Below are 16,086 nucleotides of genomic sequence, written 5' to 3'. Positions count from 1 at the left end.
CTGAGAGGGATTGACGCATAGTGCTCGACGTCAACTTCTTCGACGAGCTCCGGATCGGCCTGGCCACCGCTGACGACATCCGTCAGTGGAGCCACGGCGAGGTCAAGAAGCCCGAGACCATCAACTACCGCACCCTGAAGCCCGAAAAGGACGGACTCTTCTGCGAGAAGATCTTCGGTCCGACCCGGGACTGGGAGTGCTACTGCGGCAAGTACAAGCGCGTCCGCTTCAAGGGCATCATCTGCGAGCGCTGTGGCGTCGAGGTCACGCGCGCCAAGGTGCGCCGTGAGCGGATGGGCCACATCGAGCTGGCCGCGCCCGTCACGCACATCTGGTACTTCAAGGGTGTCCCGTCGCGCCTCGGCTACCTGCTGGACCTGGCGCCGAAGGACCTCGAGAAGGTCATCTACTTCGCCGCGTACATGATCACGTACGTCGACGAGGAGCGCCGTACCCGCGACCTGCCCTCCCTGGAGGCGCACGTCTCGGTCGAGCGCCAGCAGATCGAGAACCGCCGGGACGCCGACCTGGAGGCCCGCGCCAAGAAGCTCGAGACCGACCTGGCCGAGCTGGAGGCCGAGGGCGCCAAGGCCGACGTGCGCCGCAAGGTGCGCGAGGGTGCCGAGCGCGAGATGAAGCAGCTGCGCGACCGTGCGCAGCGCGAGATCGACCGCCTCGACGAGGTGTGGACCCGGTTCAAGAACCTCAAGGTCCAGGACCTCGAGGGCGACGAGCTGCTCTACCGCGAGCTGCGTGACCGCTTCGGCACGTACTTCGACGGCTCGATGGGTGCCGCGGCGCTGCAGAAGCGCCTGGAGTCCTTCGACCTCGAGGAGGAGGCCGAGCGTCTCCGCGAGATCATCCGCACCGGCAAGGGCCAGAAGAAGACCCGTGCCCTCAAGCGGCTGAAGGTCGTCTCCGCGTTCCTGCAGACGTCCAACAGCCCCAAGGGCATGGTCCTGGACTGCGTCCCGGTCATCCCGCCGGACCTGCGTCCGATGGTGCAGCTGGACGGTGGCCGCTTCGCGACCTCCGACCTGAACGACCTGTACCGCCGTGTCATCAACCGCAACAACCGCCTGAAGCGGCTTCTCGACCTCGGTGCGCCCGAGATCATCGTGAACAACGAGAAGCGCATGCTCCAGGAGGCCGTCGACGCACTCTTCGACAACGGCCGCCGCGGTCGCCCGGTGACGGGCCCCGGCAACCGCCCGCTGAAGTCCCTCAGCGACATGCTGAAGGGCAAGCAGGGTCGCTTCCGTCAGAACCTGCTCGGCAAGCGTGTCGACTACTCGGCGCGTTCCGTCATCGTCGTCGGTCCGCAGCTGAAGCTGCACCAGTGCGGTCTGCCCAAGGCCATGGCGCTGGAACTCTTCAAGCCGTTCGTGATGAAGCGCCTGGTCGACCTGAACCACGCGCAGAACATTAAGAGCGCCAAGCGCATGGTGGAGCGCGGCCGTACGGTCGTGTACGACGTCCTCGAAGAGGTCATCGCCGAGCACCCGGTTCTGCTGAACCGTGCTCCCACCCTGCACCGCCTCGGTATCCAGGCCTTCGAGCCGCAGCTGGTCGAGGGCAAGGCCATCCAGATCCACCCGCTCGTCTGCACCGCGTTCAACGCGGACTTCGACGGTGACCAGATGGCCGTGCACCTGCCGCTGTCCGCGGAGGCGCAGGCCGAGGCCCGCATCCTGATGCTGTCCTCGAACAACATCCTCAAGCCGGCCGACGGCCGTCCGGTGACGATGCCGACCCAGGACATGGTCCTCGGTCTGTTCTTCCTCACCACCGACGGCGAGATGCGTGACGTCAAGGGCGAGGGCCGCTCGTTCGCGTCCGTGGCCGAGGCGATCATGGCGTTCGACGCCGGCGAGCTCTCGCTGCAGTCGCGCGTGGACATCCGCTTCCCGGTGGGCACCATCCCGCCGCGCGGCTGGACCCCGCCGGCCCGCGAGGAGGGCGAGCCGGAGTGGCAGCAGGGTGACAGCTTCCGGCTGAACACCACGCTGGGCCGCGCGCTCTTCAACGAGCTGCTGCCCGAGGACTACCCGTTCGTCGACTACGAGGTCGGCAAGAAGCAGCTCTCCGAGATCGTCAACGACCTCGCCGAGCGCTACCCGAAGGTCATCGTGGCGGCGACGCTCGACAACCTGAAGGCTTCCGGCTTCTACTGGGCCACCCGTTCCGGTGTCACCGTCGCCATCTCCGACGTCGTCGTTCCCGACGCGAAGAAGGAGATCGTCAAGGGCTACGAGGCGCAGGACGAGAAGGTCCAGAAGCAGTACGAGCGCGGTCTGATCACCAAGGAAGAGCGCACGCAGGAGCTCATCGCGATCTGGACCAAGGCGACCAACGAGGTCGCCGAGGCCATGAACGCGAACTTCCCGAAGACCAACCCGGTCTCGATGATGGTCAACTCGGGTGCGCGAGGCAACATGATGCAGATGCGTCAGATTGCCGGTATGCGTGGTCTGGTGTCGAACGCGAAGAACGAGACGATCCCGCGTCCGATCAAGGCCTCGTTCCGTGAGGGCCTGTCCGTGCTGGAGTACTTCATCTCCACGCACGGTGCCCGTAAGGGTCTGGCGGACACCGCCCTGCGTACCGCCGACTCGGGTTACCTCACCCGTCGTCTGGTCGACGTCTCCCAGGACGTCATCATCCGCGAGGAGGACTGCGGCACCGAGCGCGGTCTCAAGCTCCACATCGCGGAGGTCGGCGCGGACGGCGTGCTGCGCAAGGCGGACGACGTCGAGACGTCCGTGTACGCGCGCTGCCTCGCCGAGGACATCGTGGTCGACGGCAAGGTGCTGGCCCCGGCCGGTACCGACCTGGGCGACGTGCTCATCGACGAGCTGGTCAAGAACAACGTCGCGGAGGTCAAGACCCGCTCGGTCCTGACCTGTGAGTCCGCCGTCGGCACCTGCGCGATGTGCTACGGCCGTTCGCTGGCCACCGGCAAGCTGGTCGACATCGGTGAGGCGGTCGGCATCATCGCCGCCCAGTCCATCGGTGAGCCCGGTACCCAGCTGACGATGCGTACCTTCCACACCGGTGGTGTGGCCGGTGACGACATCACCCAGGGTCTGCCGCGTGTCGTCGAGCTCTTCGAGGCCCGTACCCCGAAGGGTGTCGCCCCGATCTCCGAGGCCTCCGGCCGCGTGCGTATCGAGGAGACCGAGAAGACCAAGAAGCTCGTCGTCACCCCGGACGACGGCAGCGACGAGACGGCGTACCCGATCTCGAAGCGTGCCAAGGTCCTGGTCAGCGAGGGCGAGCACGTCGAGGTGGGCCAGCAGCTCACCGTGGGTGCCACCAACCCGCACGACGTGCTGCGCATCCTGGGCCAGCGTGCCGTCCAGGTCCACCTGGTCGGCGAGGTCCAGAAGGTCTACAACTCGCAGGGTGTGTCGATCCACGACAAGCACATCGAGATCATCATCCGGCAGATGCTGCGCCGTGTGACGATCATCGAGTCCGGCGACGCCGAGCTGCTGCCCGGCGAGCTGGTCGAGCGCTCGAAGTTCGAGACCGAGAACCGTCGTGTGGTCCAGGAGGGCGGTCACCCGGCCTCCGGTCGTCCGCAGCTGATGGGTATCACCAAGGCCTCGCTGGCGACGGAGTCCTGGCTGTCGGCCGCCTCCTTCCAGGAGACGACCCGAGTCCTGACGGATGCGGCGATCAACGCCAAGTCCGACAGCCTCATCGGCCTCAAGGAGAACGTCATCATCGGTAAGCTCATCCCGGCCGGTACGGGCCTGTCCCGCTACCGCAACATCCGGGTCGAGCCGACCGAGGAGGCCAAGGCCGCGATGTACTCGGCCGTCGGCTACGACGACATCGACTACTCGCCGTTCGGCACCGGCTCCGGCCAGGCCGTTCCGCTGGAGGACTACGACTACGGTCCGTACAACCAGTAAGCGGCAGCATGCGCCGAAGGGCGGCCACTCCCCGTGGGGGGTGGCCGCCCTTCGGCGTTCGTGCGCGTGATGGAAGTGTCAGCCCTCGACCCAGCCGTGGCTCTTGCTGAGCTGCACCAGCTGCCGGCGAAGCTGCGTGATCTGTTCCCCGGTCAGCCAGGGGGCCGAGGTCAGCAGGAGTTCGGTCACCTCGAAGCTGTACTCCGCGACGCTGAGCACATCGCACGTGGGGTCTTCCCCGTCGTCCAGCTGGGCGGTGAAGGCCTGCACGGACGGCGGCACCTGGAGCCGCGCCGGCGGAGGCGTCAGGGGCGGCTGCGCCCGGTCGGCGAGCCGGACGGAAGACGCCTTGGGGCCGCGGTCGCCTTCCTCGATCTCGAACTCGACCCACGTCCCGGACCGCAGGGAGGACTCCGGTATCAGCAGATCGTTCGCGTGCAGGAAGACGTCCTCGCCGCCGTGCTCGGGAGCGATGAACCCGTAGCCCCGCACCCCGTCGAACCGAAGAACCTTACCGACAGCCATCTGAACCCCATCACAGCCTTCTCGGGCCCCTTGCCCGGACATCTGCGGTGGATCCTAGCCCGGATGTTCTTCGCGCCCAGCCCATTCGTTTTGACCCAGCTGGATGAGGTAGGTACGCTCAGACCTTGTGCCTGGGGTGTGCCCTGGCTCTCGTGCGTGCCTTCAAACCGCATGGCGAGCCGCGAGCGGCCACCGTAATCTGCGCCCTTCTCGCCTTGCGGCGAGAGTCTGCGGGATACGACACACCCGACCGCGTGGGTCGGCGAAGTTCCAGGTTAGCTGTACCCATCGGCACACAGAAACCGGAGAAGTAGTGCCTACGATCCAGCAGCTGGTCCGTAAGGGCCGGCAGGACAAGGTCGAAAAGAACAAGACGCCCGCACTCGAGGGTTCCCCTCAGCGTCGTGGCGTCTGCACGCGTGTGTTCACGACCACCCCGAAGAAGCCGAACTCGGCCCTGCGTAAGGTCGCGCGTGTGCGTCTGACCAGCGGGATCGAGGTCACTGCTTACATTCCGGGTGAGGGACACAACCTGCAGGAGCACTCCATCGTGCTCGTGCGCGGCGGCCGTGTGAAGGACCTGCCGGGTGTTCGCTACAAGATCATCCGTGGCTCCCTCGACACCCAGGGTGTCAAGAACCGCAAGCAGGCCCGTTCCCGCTACGGCGCCAAGAAGGAGAAGTAAGAATGCCTCGTAAGGGCCCCGCCCCGAAGCGCCCGGTCATCATTGACCCGGTCTACGGTTCTCCTCTGGTGACGTCGCTCATCAACAAGGTGCTGCTGAACGGCAAGCGCTCCACCGCCGAGCGCATCGTCTACGGCGCCATGGAGGGTCTGCGTGAGAAGACGGGCAACGACCCGATCATCACGCTGAAGCGCGCGCTGGAGAACATCAAGCCGACCCTCGAGGTCAAGTCCCGCCGTGTCGGTGGTGCGACGTACCAGGTTCCGATCGAGGTCAAGCCCGGCCGTGCCAACACCCTGGCGCTGCGCTGGCTGGTCGGTTACTCCCGCGCCCGTCGCGAGAAGACCATGACCGAGCGTCTCCTCAACGAGCTTCTCGACGCCTCGAACGGCCTCGGTGCGGCCGTGAAGAAGCGCGAGGACACCCACAAGATGGCCGAGTCCAACAAGGCCTTCGCGCACTACCGCTGGTAGTCGCTACCCACATCGAGACCGAGAGAAGACTGAAGCCTTATGGCTACCACTTCACTTGACCTGGCCAAGGTGCGCAACATCGGCATCATGGCCCACATCGACGCGGGCAAGACGACCACCACCGAGCGGATCCTGTTCTACACCGGTGTGTCTTACAAGATCGGTGAGGTCCACGACGGCGCTGCCACCATGGACTGGATGGAGCAGGAGCAGGAGCGTGGCATCACGATCACCTCTGCTGCCACCACCTGTCACTGGCCGCTGGAAGACGTCGACCACACCATCAACATCATCGACACCCCGGGTCACGTCGACTTCACCGTCGAGGTGGAGCGCTCCCTGCGCGTGCTCGACGGTGCCGTGACGGTGTTCGACGGCGTCGCCGGCGTTGAGCCCCAGTCCGAGACGGTGTGGCGTCAGGCGGACCGCTACGGCGTTCCGCGTATCTGCTTCGTCAACAAGCTCGACCGTACCGGTGCCGAGTTCCACCGCTGTGTCGACATGATCAGCGACCGCCTGGGCGCGCAGCCGATCGTCATGCAGCTGCCGATCGGTGCCGAGGCCGACTTCAAGGGCGTCGTGGACCTGGTCCGCATGAAGGCGCTCGTGTGGTCCGCCGAGGCCACCAAGGGCGAGATGTACGACGTCGTCGACATCCCGGACACCCACACCGAGGCTGCCGAGGAGTACCGCGGCAAGCTGGTCGAGGCCGTGGCCGAGAACGACGAAGAGATCATGGAGCTGTACCTGGAGGGCACGGAGCCCACCGAGGAGCAGCTGTACGCCGCGGTCCGTCGTATCACCATCGCGTCCGGCAAGGGCACCGGCACCACGGTCACCCCGGTGTTCTGTGGCACCGCGTTCAAGAACAAGGGCGTCCAGCCCCTGCTCGACGCGGTCGTGCGCTACCTGCCGTCCCCGGTCGACATCGAGGCCATCGAGGGCCACGACGTCAAGGACCCGGAGACGGTCATCAAGCGCAAGCCGTCCGACGACGAGCCGCTGTCGGCGCTGGCGTTCAAGATCATGAGCGACCCGCACCTCGGCAAGCTCACCTTCGTCCGGGTTTACTCGGGCCGCCTGGAGTCCGGCTCTTCGGTGCTGAACTCCGTCAAGGGCAAGAAGGAGCGCATCGGCAAGATCTACCGCATGCACGCCAACAAGCGTGAGGAGATCGAGTCGGTGGGCGCCGGCGACATCGTCGCCGTCATGGGCCTGAAGCAGACCACCACCGGTGAGACGCTGTCCGACGACAAGAACCCGGTCATCCTGGAGTCCATGGACTTCCCGGCGCCGGTCATCCAGGTCGCCATCGAGCCCAAGTCGAAGGGCGACCAGGAGAAGCTCGGCGTCGCGATCCAGCGTCTGGCCGAGGAGGACCCGTCCTTCCAGGTCCACTCGGACGAGGAGACCGGCCAGACCATCATCGGTGGCATGGGCGAGCTGCACCTCGAGGTGCTGGTCGACCGTATGCGCCGTGAGTTCAAGGTCGAGGCCAACGTCGGCAAGCCGCAGGTGGCCTACCGCGAGACGATCCGCAAGGCCGTCGAGCGCGTCGACTACACCCACAAGAAGCAGACCGGTGGTACCGGTCAGTTCGCCAAGGTGCAGATCGCGATCGAGCCCATCGAGGGCGGCGACGCCTCGTACGAGTTCGTGAACAAGGTGACCGGTGGTCGTATCCCGAAGGAGTACATCCCTTCGGTCGACGCCGGTGCGCAGGAGGCCATGCAGTTCGGCATCCTCGCCGGTTACGAGATGACCGGCGTGCGCGTCATCCTGATCGACGGTGGCTACCACGAGGTCGACTCCTCCGAGCTCGCCTTCAAGATCGCCGGTTCGCAGGCCTTCAAGGAGGCCGCGCGCAAGGCCAGCCCCGTGCTTCTTGAGCCGATGATGGCCGTCGAGGTCACCACGCCCGAGGACTACATGGGCGAGGTCATCGGCGACATCAACTCCCGCCGTGGCCAGATCCAGGCCATGGAGGAGCGGGCTGGTGCCCGCGTCGTGAAGGGCCTCGTGCCCCTGTCGGAGATGTTCGGCTACGTCGGCGACCTCCGCAGCAAGACGTCGGGTCGCGCAAGCTACTCGATGCAGTTCGACTCCTACGCCGAGGTTCCGCGGAACGTCGCCGAGGAGATCATCGCGAAGGCCAAGGGCGAGTAACGCACCGCGTTCACACGCTTTAGGCTTGACTCCGGAGCCTCAAGGGGCATTCAGCCGCAATCCTGGATGAATGCCCCGGGTTCCGGGCTTCCCAGCAAAGATCACCTGGCGCCGATGAAGTAAGGCGTACAGAACCACTCCACAGGAGGACCCCAGTGGCGAAGGCGAAGTTCGAGCGGACTAAGCCGCACGTCAACATCGGCACCATCGGTCACATCGACCACGGTAAGACGACCCTCACGGCCGCCATTACCAAGGTGCTGCACGACGCGTACCCGGACCTGAACGAGGCCACCCCGTTCGACAACATCGACAAGGCGCCCGAGGAGCGTCAGCGCGGTATCACCATCTCCATCGCGCACGTCGAGTACCAGACCGAGGCGCGTCACTACGCCCACGTCGACTGCCCCGGTCACGCGGACTACATCAAGAACATGATCACCGGTGCCGCCCAGATGGACGGCGCGATCCTGGTGGTCGCCGCGACCGACGGCCCGATGCCGCAGACCAAGGAGCACGTGCTCCTGGCCCGCCAGGTCGGCGTTCCGTACATCGTCGTCGCCCTGAACAAGGCCGACATGGTGGACGACGAGGAGATCATGGAGCTCGTCGAGCTCGAGGTCCGTGAGCTCCTCTCCGAGTACGAGTTCCCGGGCGACGACCTGCCGGTCGTCCGCGTCTCCGCGCTGAAGGCGCTGGAGGGCGAGAAGGAGTGGGTGGACTCCGTCCTCAACCTGATGAACGCCGTCGACGAGTCGATCCCGCAGCCGGAGCGCGACGTCGACAAGCCGTTCCTCATGCCGATCGAGGACGTCTTCACGATCACCGGTCGCGGTACGGTCGTCACCGGCCGTATCGAGCGTGGTGTCCTGAAGGTCAACGAGACCGTCGACATCATCGGCATCAAGACCGAGAAGACCACCACCACGGTCACCGGTATCGAGATGTTCCGCAAGCTGCTCGACGAGGGCCAGGCCGGTGAGAACGTCGGTCTGCTCCTCCGCGGCATCAAGCGCGAGGACGTCGAGCGCGGCCAGGTCATCATCAAGCCGGGTTCGGTCACCCCGCACACCGAGTTCGAGGCCCAGGCCTACATCCTGTCCAAGGACGAGGGTGGCCGCCACACGCCGTTCTTCAACAACTACCGTCCGCAGTTCTACTTCCGTACGACGGACGTGACGGGCGTTGTGACCCTCCCCGAGGGCACCGAGATGGTCATGCCGGGCGACAACACCGAGATGTCCGTCCAGCTGATCCAGCCGGTCGCCATGGAAGAGGGCCTGAAGTTCGCCATCCGTGAGGGTGGCCGCACCGTGGGCGCCGGCCAGGTCACCAAGATCGTCAAGTAAGTTCCGCTTGCTTGAAGGTCACTGATTGACCTGAGAGGAGGCCCGTACGACTCCGGTCGTACGGGCCTCTTCGCTTTGCGGCGCCGGTGTCGGTGCGGGGGTCGAAGACCGCGTAGACCGGGATGCCGATCAGGGGGTAGTCGCGCAGTTTGCCCGCCCAGTCGTTCTCCGGGCTGGAGCGGGAGACGACCTCGATGGCGGCGGCGACCGTATGCGGGTCGATGGAGCCTTCGACGTTGAGATCGGTCCAGGCGATGACCATGACGTCGGGGTGCCGCATGATGCCCTCGGGCTCGTCCTCCACATCGGGTGTGCCGTTGTGGGCCAGCAGCTCGTCCGGCATCACCCTCTCCAGACGCCGGCGGGGGTCCGTGCGGCGCAGGCTGGCGAGGACGTCGGTGGCCGCCTGGAGCAGGGCGGGGGAGGGGCACGCGGGCTTCGGCACGGCGGGGAGGGCTGCGCGGCGTGCGGGCTTCTGCTGCGGGGCGGTGGCCGCGCGGCGAGCCGGGGCCTGGGTCGGTGGTGCTGCGGACGAGTCGCGGTGTCGGCCCGGCTGGTTGCAGGAGACGGCGCGGGTGACGATACGGCCGCCGGGGACGCGGACCTTTCGCGGCGCGGGTAACCGGGGGCCCCAGCTCGCGCAGGGCGGCGGCGATGCGGGTCGCCGCCGGTTCGGGTGCTTGTTGGCGGCAACGCGGGACTGGGCGTACGGGGGCACGCCAGGGGTGAGTTTGCGTCGCCGGCGGGAGGGGTGGGGTTTGGTGGGGTTCTTTCATCCTCGATTTCTTCCTTGGGAAGGGCCGCCCATGGCACCGGAGCACGGCCCACCGGCTACCGGTGCGGGGAAGGTGACCTCGGCCCAGACGGTCTTGCGCGGATGCCGTCCATGGGTGACGCCCCAGCGGTCGGCGAGGGCTTCGACGAGGACCAGTCCGCGGCCCGATTCGCCGTCCGAGACCGGGGGTTGGAGCCGGGGCAGGCGGTCACTGCGCGTGTCGGTGATCTCGATGCGGAGTGTGTCGCCGACGACGTAGAGCAGCAACTGGAAGTCACGGCCGGGGACACGGCCGTGGGTGGCGGCGTTGGCAGCCAGCTCGGCGACGATCTGCGTCGCCTTCTCCAACGGAAGCCCCCAGCTGCGGAGTTGCTGTTCGGTGAGCAGGCGGGCGAGACGGGCGCCGCGTGGTGTGGGAGACAGGCGGACGCTGAAGTTGGGGATGTTGCTGCTGAGTTGGTTTTCAGGGGCAGCCATCTCTTGATTCATGTCACTGAGCGTGGCGGAACCTGCTTTCTTAGGGGAGTGACAACGCTTCTACGTACGGTGACTGTCCCCGCTTTGTCTCGGCTGTCCCGGCTGTCTCGGGCGTTGTACGGGTACGAGTGCGCGTCGGAGGAGGAGCCATGGGCGAGGGTGTGGACGAGGCCGGTTGGGACGTCGAGCCGGGGGACGAGATCGAGCCCGTGGTGCAGGCGGTGGGGCGGCTGCTCAAGGTCTGCCGGGAGGCGGCCGGGGTGACGGTGTCCGAGCTGGCCGACGCCATGGGGTACGGCGAGGACATGATCCGGAAGATGGAGCGGGGCGCCCGCATTCCCCGGCCGGAGTTCCTGGACAGGGCGGACCAGCTGCTGAAGGCGCAGGGGCATCTGCGGGCCTTCATGAAGGACATGGAGAAGGCCCGGTACCCGAAGAAGGTCCGGGAGCTGGCGGACATGGAGGGGCGGGCCGTGGAGATGCTGCTGTACAGCAACCACAACATCCATGGCCTGTTGCAGACGCCCGAGTACGCGCGAGCGATGTACGAGATGAGGCAGCCCGCACTCGCCGAAGACGTCGTGGAGCGGGAAACTGCCGCGCGCATGGCTCGAAAGGCCGTCTTCGAGCGGCGGGATCCCGCGCCGACGCTCAGTTTCGTCCAGGAACAGGTGACGCTCGAACGTCCCTACGGTGGGAAGATGGTGCTGCGCCGACAACTCGAACACCTCTTGGAGGTGGGGCAGTTGAGGAACGTCACACTCCAGGTCATGCCGACCGACCGGCAAGAGAACGCTGGGGCGGCGTCGGGCCTGGTGGAGGTGCTGAAGTTCTCTGACGGCACGGCGATCGGACGTTCCGACGGCGCGTTCAACGGCCGCCCGATCTCAAGCCCCAAGGACCTCCGGATCCTTGAACTGCGCTATGGCATGATCCGGGCGCAGGCTCTCACGCCGAGGGAGTCGCAGGCCTTTATCGAGCGAGCGCTGGGGAGACTATGAGCACCGCGGACCTCCACTGGTTCAAGAGCAGCTACAGCAGCAGCGCCGAACCCGGCGACTGCGTCGAAGTCGCGCTCCACTGGTTCAAGAGCAGCTACAGCAGCAGCAGCGAGCCCGGCGACTGCCTCGAAGTCGCCCCCACCCCCACCACCATCCACATCCGCGACTCCAAGAACGCCGAAGGCCCGCAGCTCGCCGTCACGCCTACCGCCTGGGCCGGCTTCCTGCCGTACGCGGCCGAGGCCGCCCGTCCATGAGTCTGCCCTGGGGAACCCCGTACGGCGGCCCGCCGATCCCGCCGCCGGCCATCCCGGCCAGGGACTTGCGGCCCCGGCGCATCTGGTACCTGGTAGCTGCACTGCTGGGTCTCGTGCTGGCTGGTGTCGGTACCGCCTTCATCGTGGTGACGGTGAAGAACACGGTGGGATCGATCGACACCGCCCACAGCTTCTCCAGCGGCGACGCGCGGACGTTCAGCTTCGTCCAGGGAGAGACCAAGGCGATCTACGTCTCCCAGTCCGGGCAGGGGCACGTCGACTGCCGGATCCCGGAGATGCGGTCAGGGTCGATGACGCAGCCGGGCAGCACCTTCCGCATCACCGTCGGCTCCCGCACCTGGGACCGCGTCTTCGAGGTGAAGCCGGGCAGCAGCGGCGACTACACGCTCACCTGCACGTCGGAACTGCCGGCCGAGTTCGCGCTGGGGGACAGGCCCCGGGTGGGTGCCACGATCGGCAGCATCGCCGCGGCGATCGGCTGCTTCATCGCCGCGTTCGCCACAGCCGTGACCATCATCGTCGTCACCGCCGTCCGCCGCAGCCGCCACCGCCGACGGCTCGCCGCCGCGTGGGCCCCTTCGCCGCAGTGGGGCCCACAGCCGCCTGGCCGGGTGTATTGAGCGCCGGGATCGCGCAACGGTGAGGTACCGATGACGCACTCCGCTGGCCCTCCCACGCGCGGGCGCCGTCGCCCGGACCTGCGGCACTGGCTGAGGCCCCGGGGCGGTTCGCGTTTTCTCGTCCTCGGCATGTGCATGGCCGTCGGCGGGCTCGCCGGCGGGGTGCGCTCCGCGTGGGACGGGAAGGGGATCTGGACGATCCTCGGCACCTTCGGCTTGGGGATCTTCGGCGTGCTCGCTGTCGTGGGTTACTTCGTCAACTGGGAGGACCGCTGAGAGCGGCCCAGCGGACCTCCGCCTAGGACCGGGCTTTTGCCTGGTCGGCCAGCCGGGACAGAACCTTGGCGTACACCGTGGTCGCCGCCGCCAGGACGGTGGGCAGGAGGGCGAGCGCGAGGAAGCCCAGCAGCGTCGGCCACTGGCGCAGGTGGTCCTCGCCGCAGACGTCGTTCATCGACGAGGGGTCGAGCAGCGGGCCCCGGCACGCGCTGCGGGTCTCGCCGGACGCCGAGTTCTCGGGACCGTAGTCCGCGAGCAGCAGGTAGGCGAACCATCCCCACATCACCAATGCCAACAGCGTCCACGCCATCGACCAGTTCTCGATGCGGTCGCCGTCCCGGCGGAGATCCCCGGAGCGTCCCTCGGTGGATCCGGCTGTTTCCGTCGTTTCCTCGGCTGTCATGTCTCCCCCAATTCTGATCTGCGGCCAGTCCAGCACACCTCACGCCGCGGGTCGACCCACGTCAGAAGACGGGCAGCGCTGTGAGGGAGTCGCCATCGCCGGCGCCGTTCTCTCCCTCATCGGAACAGGTTGTTCACACACCATGAACCACAGCGAAGCCTCCCCGTCAGGGCACGAGACCAGCGGATCACGGGCCACCACCCTGGATCCGGACAAGGCCAAGGACAAGGCGAAGGCCGTGTCCAGCCAGATGTACGAGCTGATCGGTATTCGGGCTGGCAAGGTCACCGAACCGGGACCCAGTGTCGCGCCCTGCGACGAGGACCCCGGGCATATCTACAAGACCGTTCACCCCTGGTCCGTCTACGACGTCTCCGAGGATGAGCTCAAGGCCAGCTTCCAACGCCTCAAGGAAGGCCTCCTCGGCAAGGGGTGGAAGATCGTTCAGTACGGCCCCAACAAGAGCAAGGACAAGACGCTTGAGCTGACGGCCGACTCTCGGTCCGAGCCCTTCTCCGTGAACGCGGAACTCTGGGTGTCCAGCCCGACGGCCGGCCACGAGGAGGAGCCGAAAATCCTGATCAACGTCGTATCCGGCTGCTGGCGGGCGCCCAAGGGTACGGACCTCGACACCCAGTACTGACGTGCACACCCCCGGTTTGACCTACGTCACCCTCGGGGTAATCTCTTCGCCTCGATTGGCCAGCTCCCCGCCCCATATGGCAGACTGTCCGAGTTGCTCGGTCGAGTGTTGATGCTGCGCGCCTCCCGCCGGGAGGACTGGAAGCGAGTCCCACAGTACTCGTCGCCCTAACTGCCTGAATGGCAGCACTGGGGCGGACGTACGGGAATCTTCCGGGAAGTGTGGGCGCGGCACCGGCCAGGCGCCCGGTGGGCCTGAGGTCCCCGGTCCGCGGTTCCGGAAGGGCCGTCGCATTCCCCGCAGGGATGTTCGAACAAGGGGCATCTGTGTCAGCGGGAGAGCGACACGCCCGACCGCGTGGGTCGGAGAAACGAAGGCAGCAGAAGGAATCCGCCGGGTTCCAGAGCGTGAGAAGAGACAGGACTACTGAGTAGCCATGGCGGGACAGAAGATCCGCATCCGGCTCAAGGCCTACGACCACGAGGTCATCGACTCTTCGGCGAAGAAGATCGTCGAGACGGTGACCCGCACTGGTGCGTCGGTCGCGGGCCCGGTGCCGCTGCCCACTGAGAAGAACGTGTACTGCGTCATCAAGTCGCCGCACAAGTACAAGGACTCGCGCGAGCACTTCGAGATGCGCACGCACAAGCGCCTGATCGACATTCTCGACCCGACCCCCAAGACCGTTGACTCTCTGATGCGACTCGACCTCCCGGCCGGTGTCGACATCGAGATCAAGCTCTGAGGCTGGTGGGCTGAGAATGGCTAAGCAGATCAAGGGCATCCTGGGCGAGAAGCTCGGCATGACGCAGGTGTGGGACGAGAACAACCGTGTTGTTCCGGTCACCGTCGTCAAGGCCGGCCCCAACGTCGTCACCCAGGTCCGTACGAACGACGTCGACGGCTACGAGTCGGTCCAGATCGCCTTCGGCGAGATCGACCCGCGCAAGGTGAACAAGCCCCTCAAGGGCCACTTCGCCAAGGCCGACGTCACCCCGCGCCGTCACCTTGTCGAGATCCGTACGGCTGATGCCGCCGAGTACACGCTCGGTCAGGAAATCACCGCCGAGGTCTTCGAGGCCGGCGTGAAGGTCGACGTCACCGGCAAGAGCAAGGGCAAGGGCTTCGCCGGTGTCATGAAGCGTCACAACTTCAAGGGCCTCGGCGCCGGACACGGCACCCAGCGCAAGCACCGCTCCCCCGGTTCCATCGGTGGCTGCGCCACCCCGGGCCGCGTGTTCAAGGGCCTCCGCATGGCGGGTCGCATGGGCAACGAGCGGGTCACCACCCAGAACCTGACCGTCCACGCCGTTGACGCGGAGAAGGGTCTGCTGCTCATCAAGGGCGCGGTTCCCGGTCCGAACGGCGGCCTCGTCCTGGTCCGCACCGCGGCCAAGGGGGCCTGAGGTAACCGATGAGCACTGTTGACATCCTTTCGCCGGCGGGCGACAAGGCCGGTACCGTCGAGCTCCCCGCGGAGATCTTCGACGTAGAGAAGATCAGCGTTCCGCTGCTTCACCAGGTCGTCGTCGCGCAGCTGGCCGCGGCCCGTCAGGGCACGCACAAGACCAAGACCCGTGGCGAGGTTCGCGGTGGCGGCAAGAAGCCGTACCGCCAGAAGGGCACCGGCCGCGCCCGTCAGGGCTCGACCCGTGCGCCGCAGTTCGCCGGCGGTGGCGTCGTCCACGGCCCGCAGCCGCGTGACTACTCGCAGCGGACCCCGAAGAAGATGAAGGCCGCGGCCCTGCGCCACGCCCTCACCGACCGGGCCCGCCACAACCGCATCCACGTCGTCTCCGGCGTGGTCGAGGGCGCGAACCCCAGCACGAAGGCCGCCAAGTCGCTGTTCGGCAAGATCTCGGAGCGCAAGAACCTGCTCCTGGTCGTCGAGCGCGCCGACGAGGCCGCGTGGCTGTCCGCCCGCAACCTGCCCCAGGTCCACATCCTGGAGCCGGGCCAGCTGAACACGTACGACGTTCTCGTCTCGGACGACGTGGTCTTCACCCAGGCCGCTTTCGAGTCCTTCGTCGCCGGCCCGAAGGCCAACGACACCGAAGGGAGCGAGGTCTGATGGCCATCCGTCACCCCGCTATCGCCTCGAAGGCCGCCAAGGCCGCCAAGGCCGCGCGCGTCGCCAAGGCGCGCCGTCACGCCGCCGAGGGCAAGAACACCGTCGAGACCCCGCTGAGCAAGTCCTTCACGGACCCCCGTGACGTGCTGCTCAAGCCGGTTGTCTCCGAGAAGAGCTACGCGCTCCTCGACGAGAACAAGTACACGTTCGTCGTCGCCCCGGGCGCCAACAAGACCCAGATCAAGCAGGCCGTCCAGGCGGTCTTCGAGGTCAAGGTCACCGGGGTCAACACGATCAACCGCCAGGGCAAGCGCAAGCGCACGAAGACCGGCTTCGGTCAGCGTGCCGCCACCAAGCGCGCGATCGTGACCCTCGCCGAGGGCGACCGTATCGACATCTTCGGCGGTCCGACCGCCTAAGG

General features: G+C 66.7%; 17 protein-coding genes and 1 pseudogene. 14 read left to right on the top strand and 4 right to left on the bottom strand.

Annotated elements, in window-relative coordinates:
• Nucleotides 1–20 precede the first annotated feature (20 nt).
• Nucleotides 21–3,920, top strand: a complete 3,900-nt coding sequence (locus tag ABZ624_RS26655) for a DNA-directed RNA polymerase subunit beta' (protein ID WP_360093883.1) — start codon at nucleotides 21–23, stop codon at nucleotides 3,918–3,920.
• A gap of 78 nt (nucleotides 3,921–3,998) precedes the next feature.
• Here the strand turns inward: ABZ624_RS26655 and ABZ624_RS26650 are convergent, their stop codons facing one another.
• On the bottom strand, nucleotides 3,999–4,445 hold the full coding sequence (locus ABZ624_RS26650) for a cold shock domain-containing protein (RefSeq protein WP_360093880.1): 447 nt from the start codon (nucleotides 4,443–4,445) through the stop codon (nucleotides 3,999–4,001).
• 313 nt (nucleotides 4,446–4,758) lie between these two features.
• Between ABZ624_RS26650 and rpsL the strand changes: the two genes are divergently transcribed.
• The 4 genes from rpsL (at nucleotide 4,759) to tuf (ending at nucleotide 9,118) form a co-directional block, all read left to right on the top strand.
• The gene (rpsL, locus tag ABZ624_RS26645) at nucleotides 4,759–5,130 is read left to right on the top strand and encodes a 30S ribosomal protein S12 (protein ID WP_003948652.1); all 372 of its coding nucleotides are present in this window, start codon (nucleotides 4,759–4,761) and stop codon (nucleotides 5,128–5,130) included.
• A gap of 2 nt (nucleotides 5,131–5,132) precedes the next feature.
• Nucleotides 5,133–5,603 carry a 30S ribosomal protein S7 gene (gene rpsG / locus ABZ624_RS26640; protein WP_003992340.1) on the top strand — a complete coding sequence of 157 codons (471 nt, stop codon included), beginning with the start codon at nucleotides 5,133–5,135 and terminating at the stop codon, nucleotides 5,601–5,603.
• Between the two features lie 39 nt (nucleotides 5,604–5,642).
• The gene (fusA, locus tag ABZ624_RS26635; protein WP_360093877.1) at nucleotides 5,643–7,769 is read left to right on the top strand and encodes an elongation factor G; all 2,127 of its coding nucleotides are present in this window, start codon (nucleotides 5,643–5,645) and stop codon (nucleotides 7,767–7,769) included.
• A 155-nt stretch (nucleotides 7,770–7,924) separates the two neighbouring features.
• Nucleotides 7,925–9,118, top strand: coding sequence for an elongation factor Tu (gene tuf / locus ABZ624_RS26630; protein WP_360093874.1), 1,194 nt, complete (start codon nucleotides 7,925–7,927; stop codon nucleotides 9,116–9,118).
• A gap of 79 nt (nucleotides 9,119–9,197) precedes the next feature.
• Here the strand turns inward: tuf and ABZ624_RS26625 are convergent.
• Nucleotides 9,198–9,479, bottom strand: a pseudogene (locus ABZ624_RS26625) (Uma2 family endonuclease); the annotation flags it as partial.
• 411 nt (nucleotides 9,480–9,890) lie between these two features.
• Nucleotides 9,891–10,382 carry an ATP-binding protein gene (locus tag ABZ624_RS26620; protein ID WP_360093871.1) on the bottom strand — a complete coding sequence of 164 codons (492 nt, stop codon included), beginning with the start codon at nucleotides 10,380–10,382 and terminating at the stop codon, nucleotides 9,891–9,893.
• Between the two features lie 137 nt (nucleotides 10,383–10,519).
• On the opposite strand from ABZ624_RS26620, the gene ABZ624_RS26615 reads away from it, so the two are divergent.
• Genes ABZ624_RS26615 through ABZ624_RS26600 form a run of 4 tightly spaced genes read left to right on the top strand, consistent with a single transcriptional unit; the run spans nucleotide 10,520 to nucleotide 12,545 of the window.
• A complete protein-coding gene (locus ABZ624_RS26615; protein ID WP_360093868.1) occupies nucleotides 10,520–11,371 on the top strand; it encodes a helix-turn-helix transcriptional regulator in 852 nt (283 codons plus the stop codon).
• Nucleotides 11,368–11,628, top strand: a complete 261-nt coding sequence (locus tag ABZ624_RS26610; RefSeq protein WP_360093865.1) for a DUF397 domain-containing protein — start codon at nucleotides 11,368–11,370, stop codon at nucleotides 11,626–11,628. The genes ABZ624_RS26615 and ABZ624_RS26610 overlap by 4 nt, the downstream gene beginning before the upstream one ends.
• A complete protein-coding gene (locus ABZ624_RS26605; protein ID WP_360093862.1) occupies nucleotides 11,625–12,269 on the top strand; it encodes a serine/arginine repetitive matrix protein 2 in 645 nt (214 codons plus the stop codon). Before ABZ624_RS26610 ends, ABZ624_RS26605 begins: the two co-directional genes overlap by 4 nt.
• A 30-nt stretch (nucleotides 12,270–12,299) precedes the next feature.
• Complete coding sequence (locus ABZ624_RS26600; RefSeq protein WP_360093859.1) at nucleotides 12,300–12,545, top strand: hypothetical protein; 246 nt, start codon at nucleotides 12,300–12,302, stop codon at nucleotides 12,543–12,545.
• 22 nt (nucleotides 12,546–12,567) lie between these two features.
• Here ABZ624_RS26600 and ABZ624_RS26595 read toward each other — a convergent pair whose 3' ends face one another.
• Nucleotides 12,568–12,951 (bottom strand): hypothetical protein, encoded by a 384-nt coding sequence (locus ABZ624_RS26595; protein ID WP_360093856.1) that lies wholly within the window; start codon nucleotides 12,949–12,951, stop codon nucleotides 12,568–12,570.
• A 142-nt stretch (nucleotides 12,952–13,093) separates the two neighbouring features.
• Here ABZ624_RS26595 and ABZ624_RS26590 point away from each other — a divergent pair, with 142 nt between their 5' ends.
• The 5 genes from ABZ624_RS26590 (at nucleotide 13,094) to rplW (ending at nucleotide 16,084) form a co-directional block, all read left to right on the top strand.
• Nucleotides 13,094–13,594 (top strand): hypothetical protein, encoded by a 501-nt coding sequence (locus ABZ624_RS26590; protein WP_360093853.1) that lies wholly within the window; start codon nucleotides 13,094–13,096, stop codon nucleotides 13,592–13,594.
• A 436-nt stretch (nucleotides 13,595–14,030) separates the two neighbouring features.
• Complete coding sequence (gene rpsJ / locus ABZ624_RS26585) at nucleotides 14,031–14,339, top strand: 30S ribosomal protein S10 (protein WP_003948644.1); 309 nt, start codon at nucleotides 14,031–14,033, stop codon at nucleotides 14,337–14,339.
• A 16-nt stretch (nucleotides 14,340–14,355) separates the two neighbouring features.
• Nucleotides 14,356–15,000 (top strand): 50S ribosomal protein L3, encoded by a 645-nt coding sequence (gene rplC, locus ABZ624_RS26580; protein WP_360093850.1) that lies wholly within the window; start codon nucleotides 14,356–14,358, stop codon nucleotides 14,998–15,000.
• Nucleotides 15,001–15,008: 8 nt separating this feature from the next.
• Nucleotides 15,009–15,665, top strand: coding sequence for a 50S ribosomal protein L4 (rplD, locus tag ABZ624_RS26575; RefSeq protein WP_360093847.1), 657 nt, complete (start codon nucleotides 15,009–15,011; stop codon nucleotides 15,663–15,665).
• Nucleotides 15,665–16,084: a 50S ribosomal protein L23 gene (gene rplW, locus ABZ624_RS26570; RefSeq protein ID WP_360093844.1), complete on the top strand. Its 420-nt coding sequence runs from the start codon at nucleotides 15,665–15,667 to the stop codon at nucleotides 16,082–16,084. Before rplD ends, rplW begins: the two co-directional genes overlap by 1 nt.
• The last annotated feature ends 2 nt before the right edge of the window (nucleotides 16,085–16,086 follow it).

The organism is Streptomyces sp. NPDC007205 (assembly GCF_040634095.1).
In the GTDB taxonomy this organism is placed as follows: domain Bacteria; phylum Actinomycetota; class Actinomycetes; order Streptomycetales; family Streptomycetaceae; genus Streptomyces.
The sequence above is the reverse complement of the archived record's forward strand: the minus strand, read 5'-3'. Positions and strand labels throughout refer to the sequence as shown.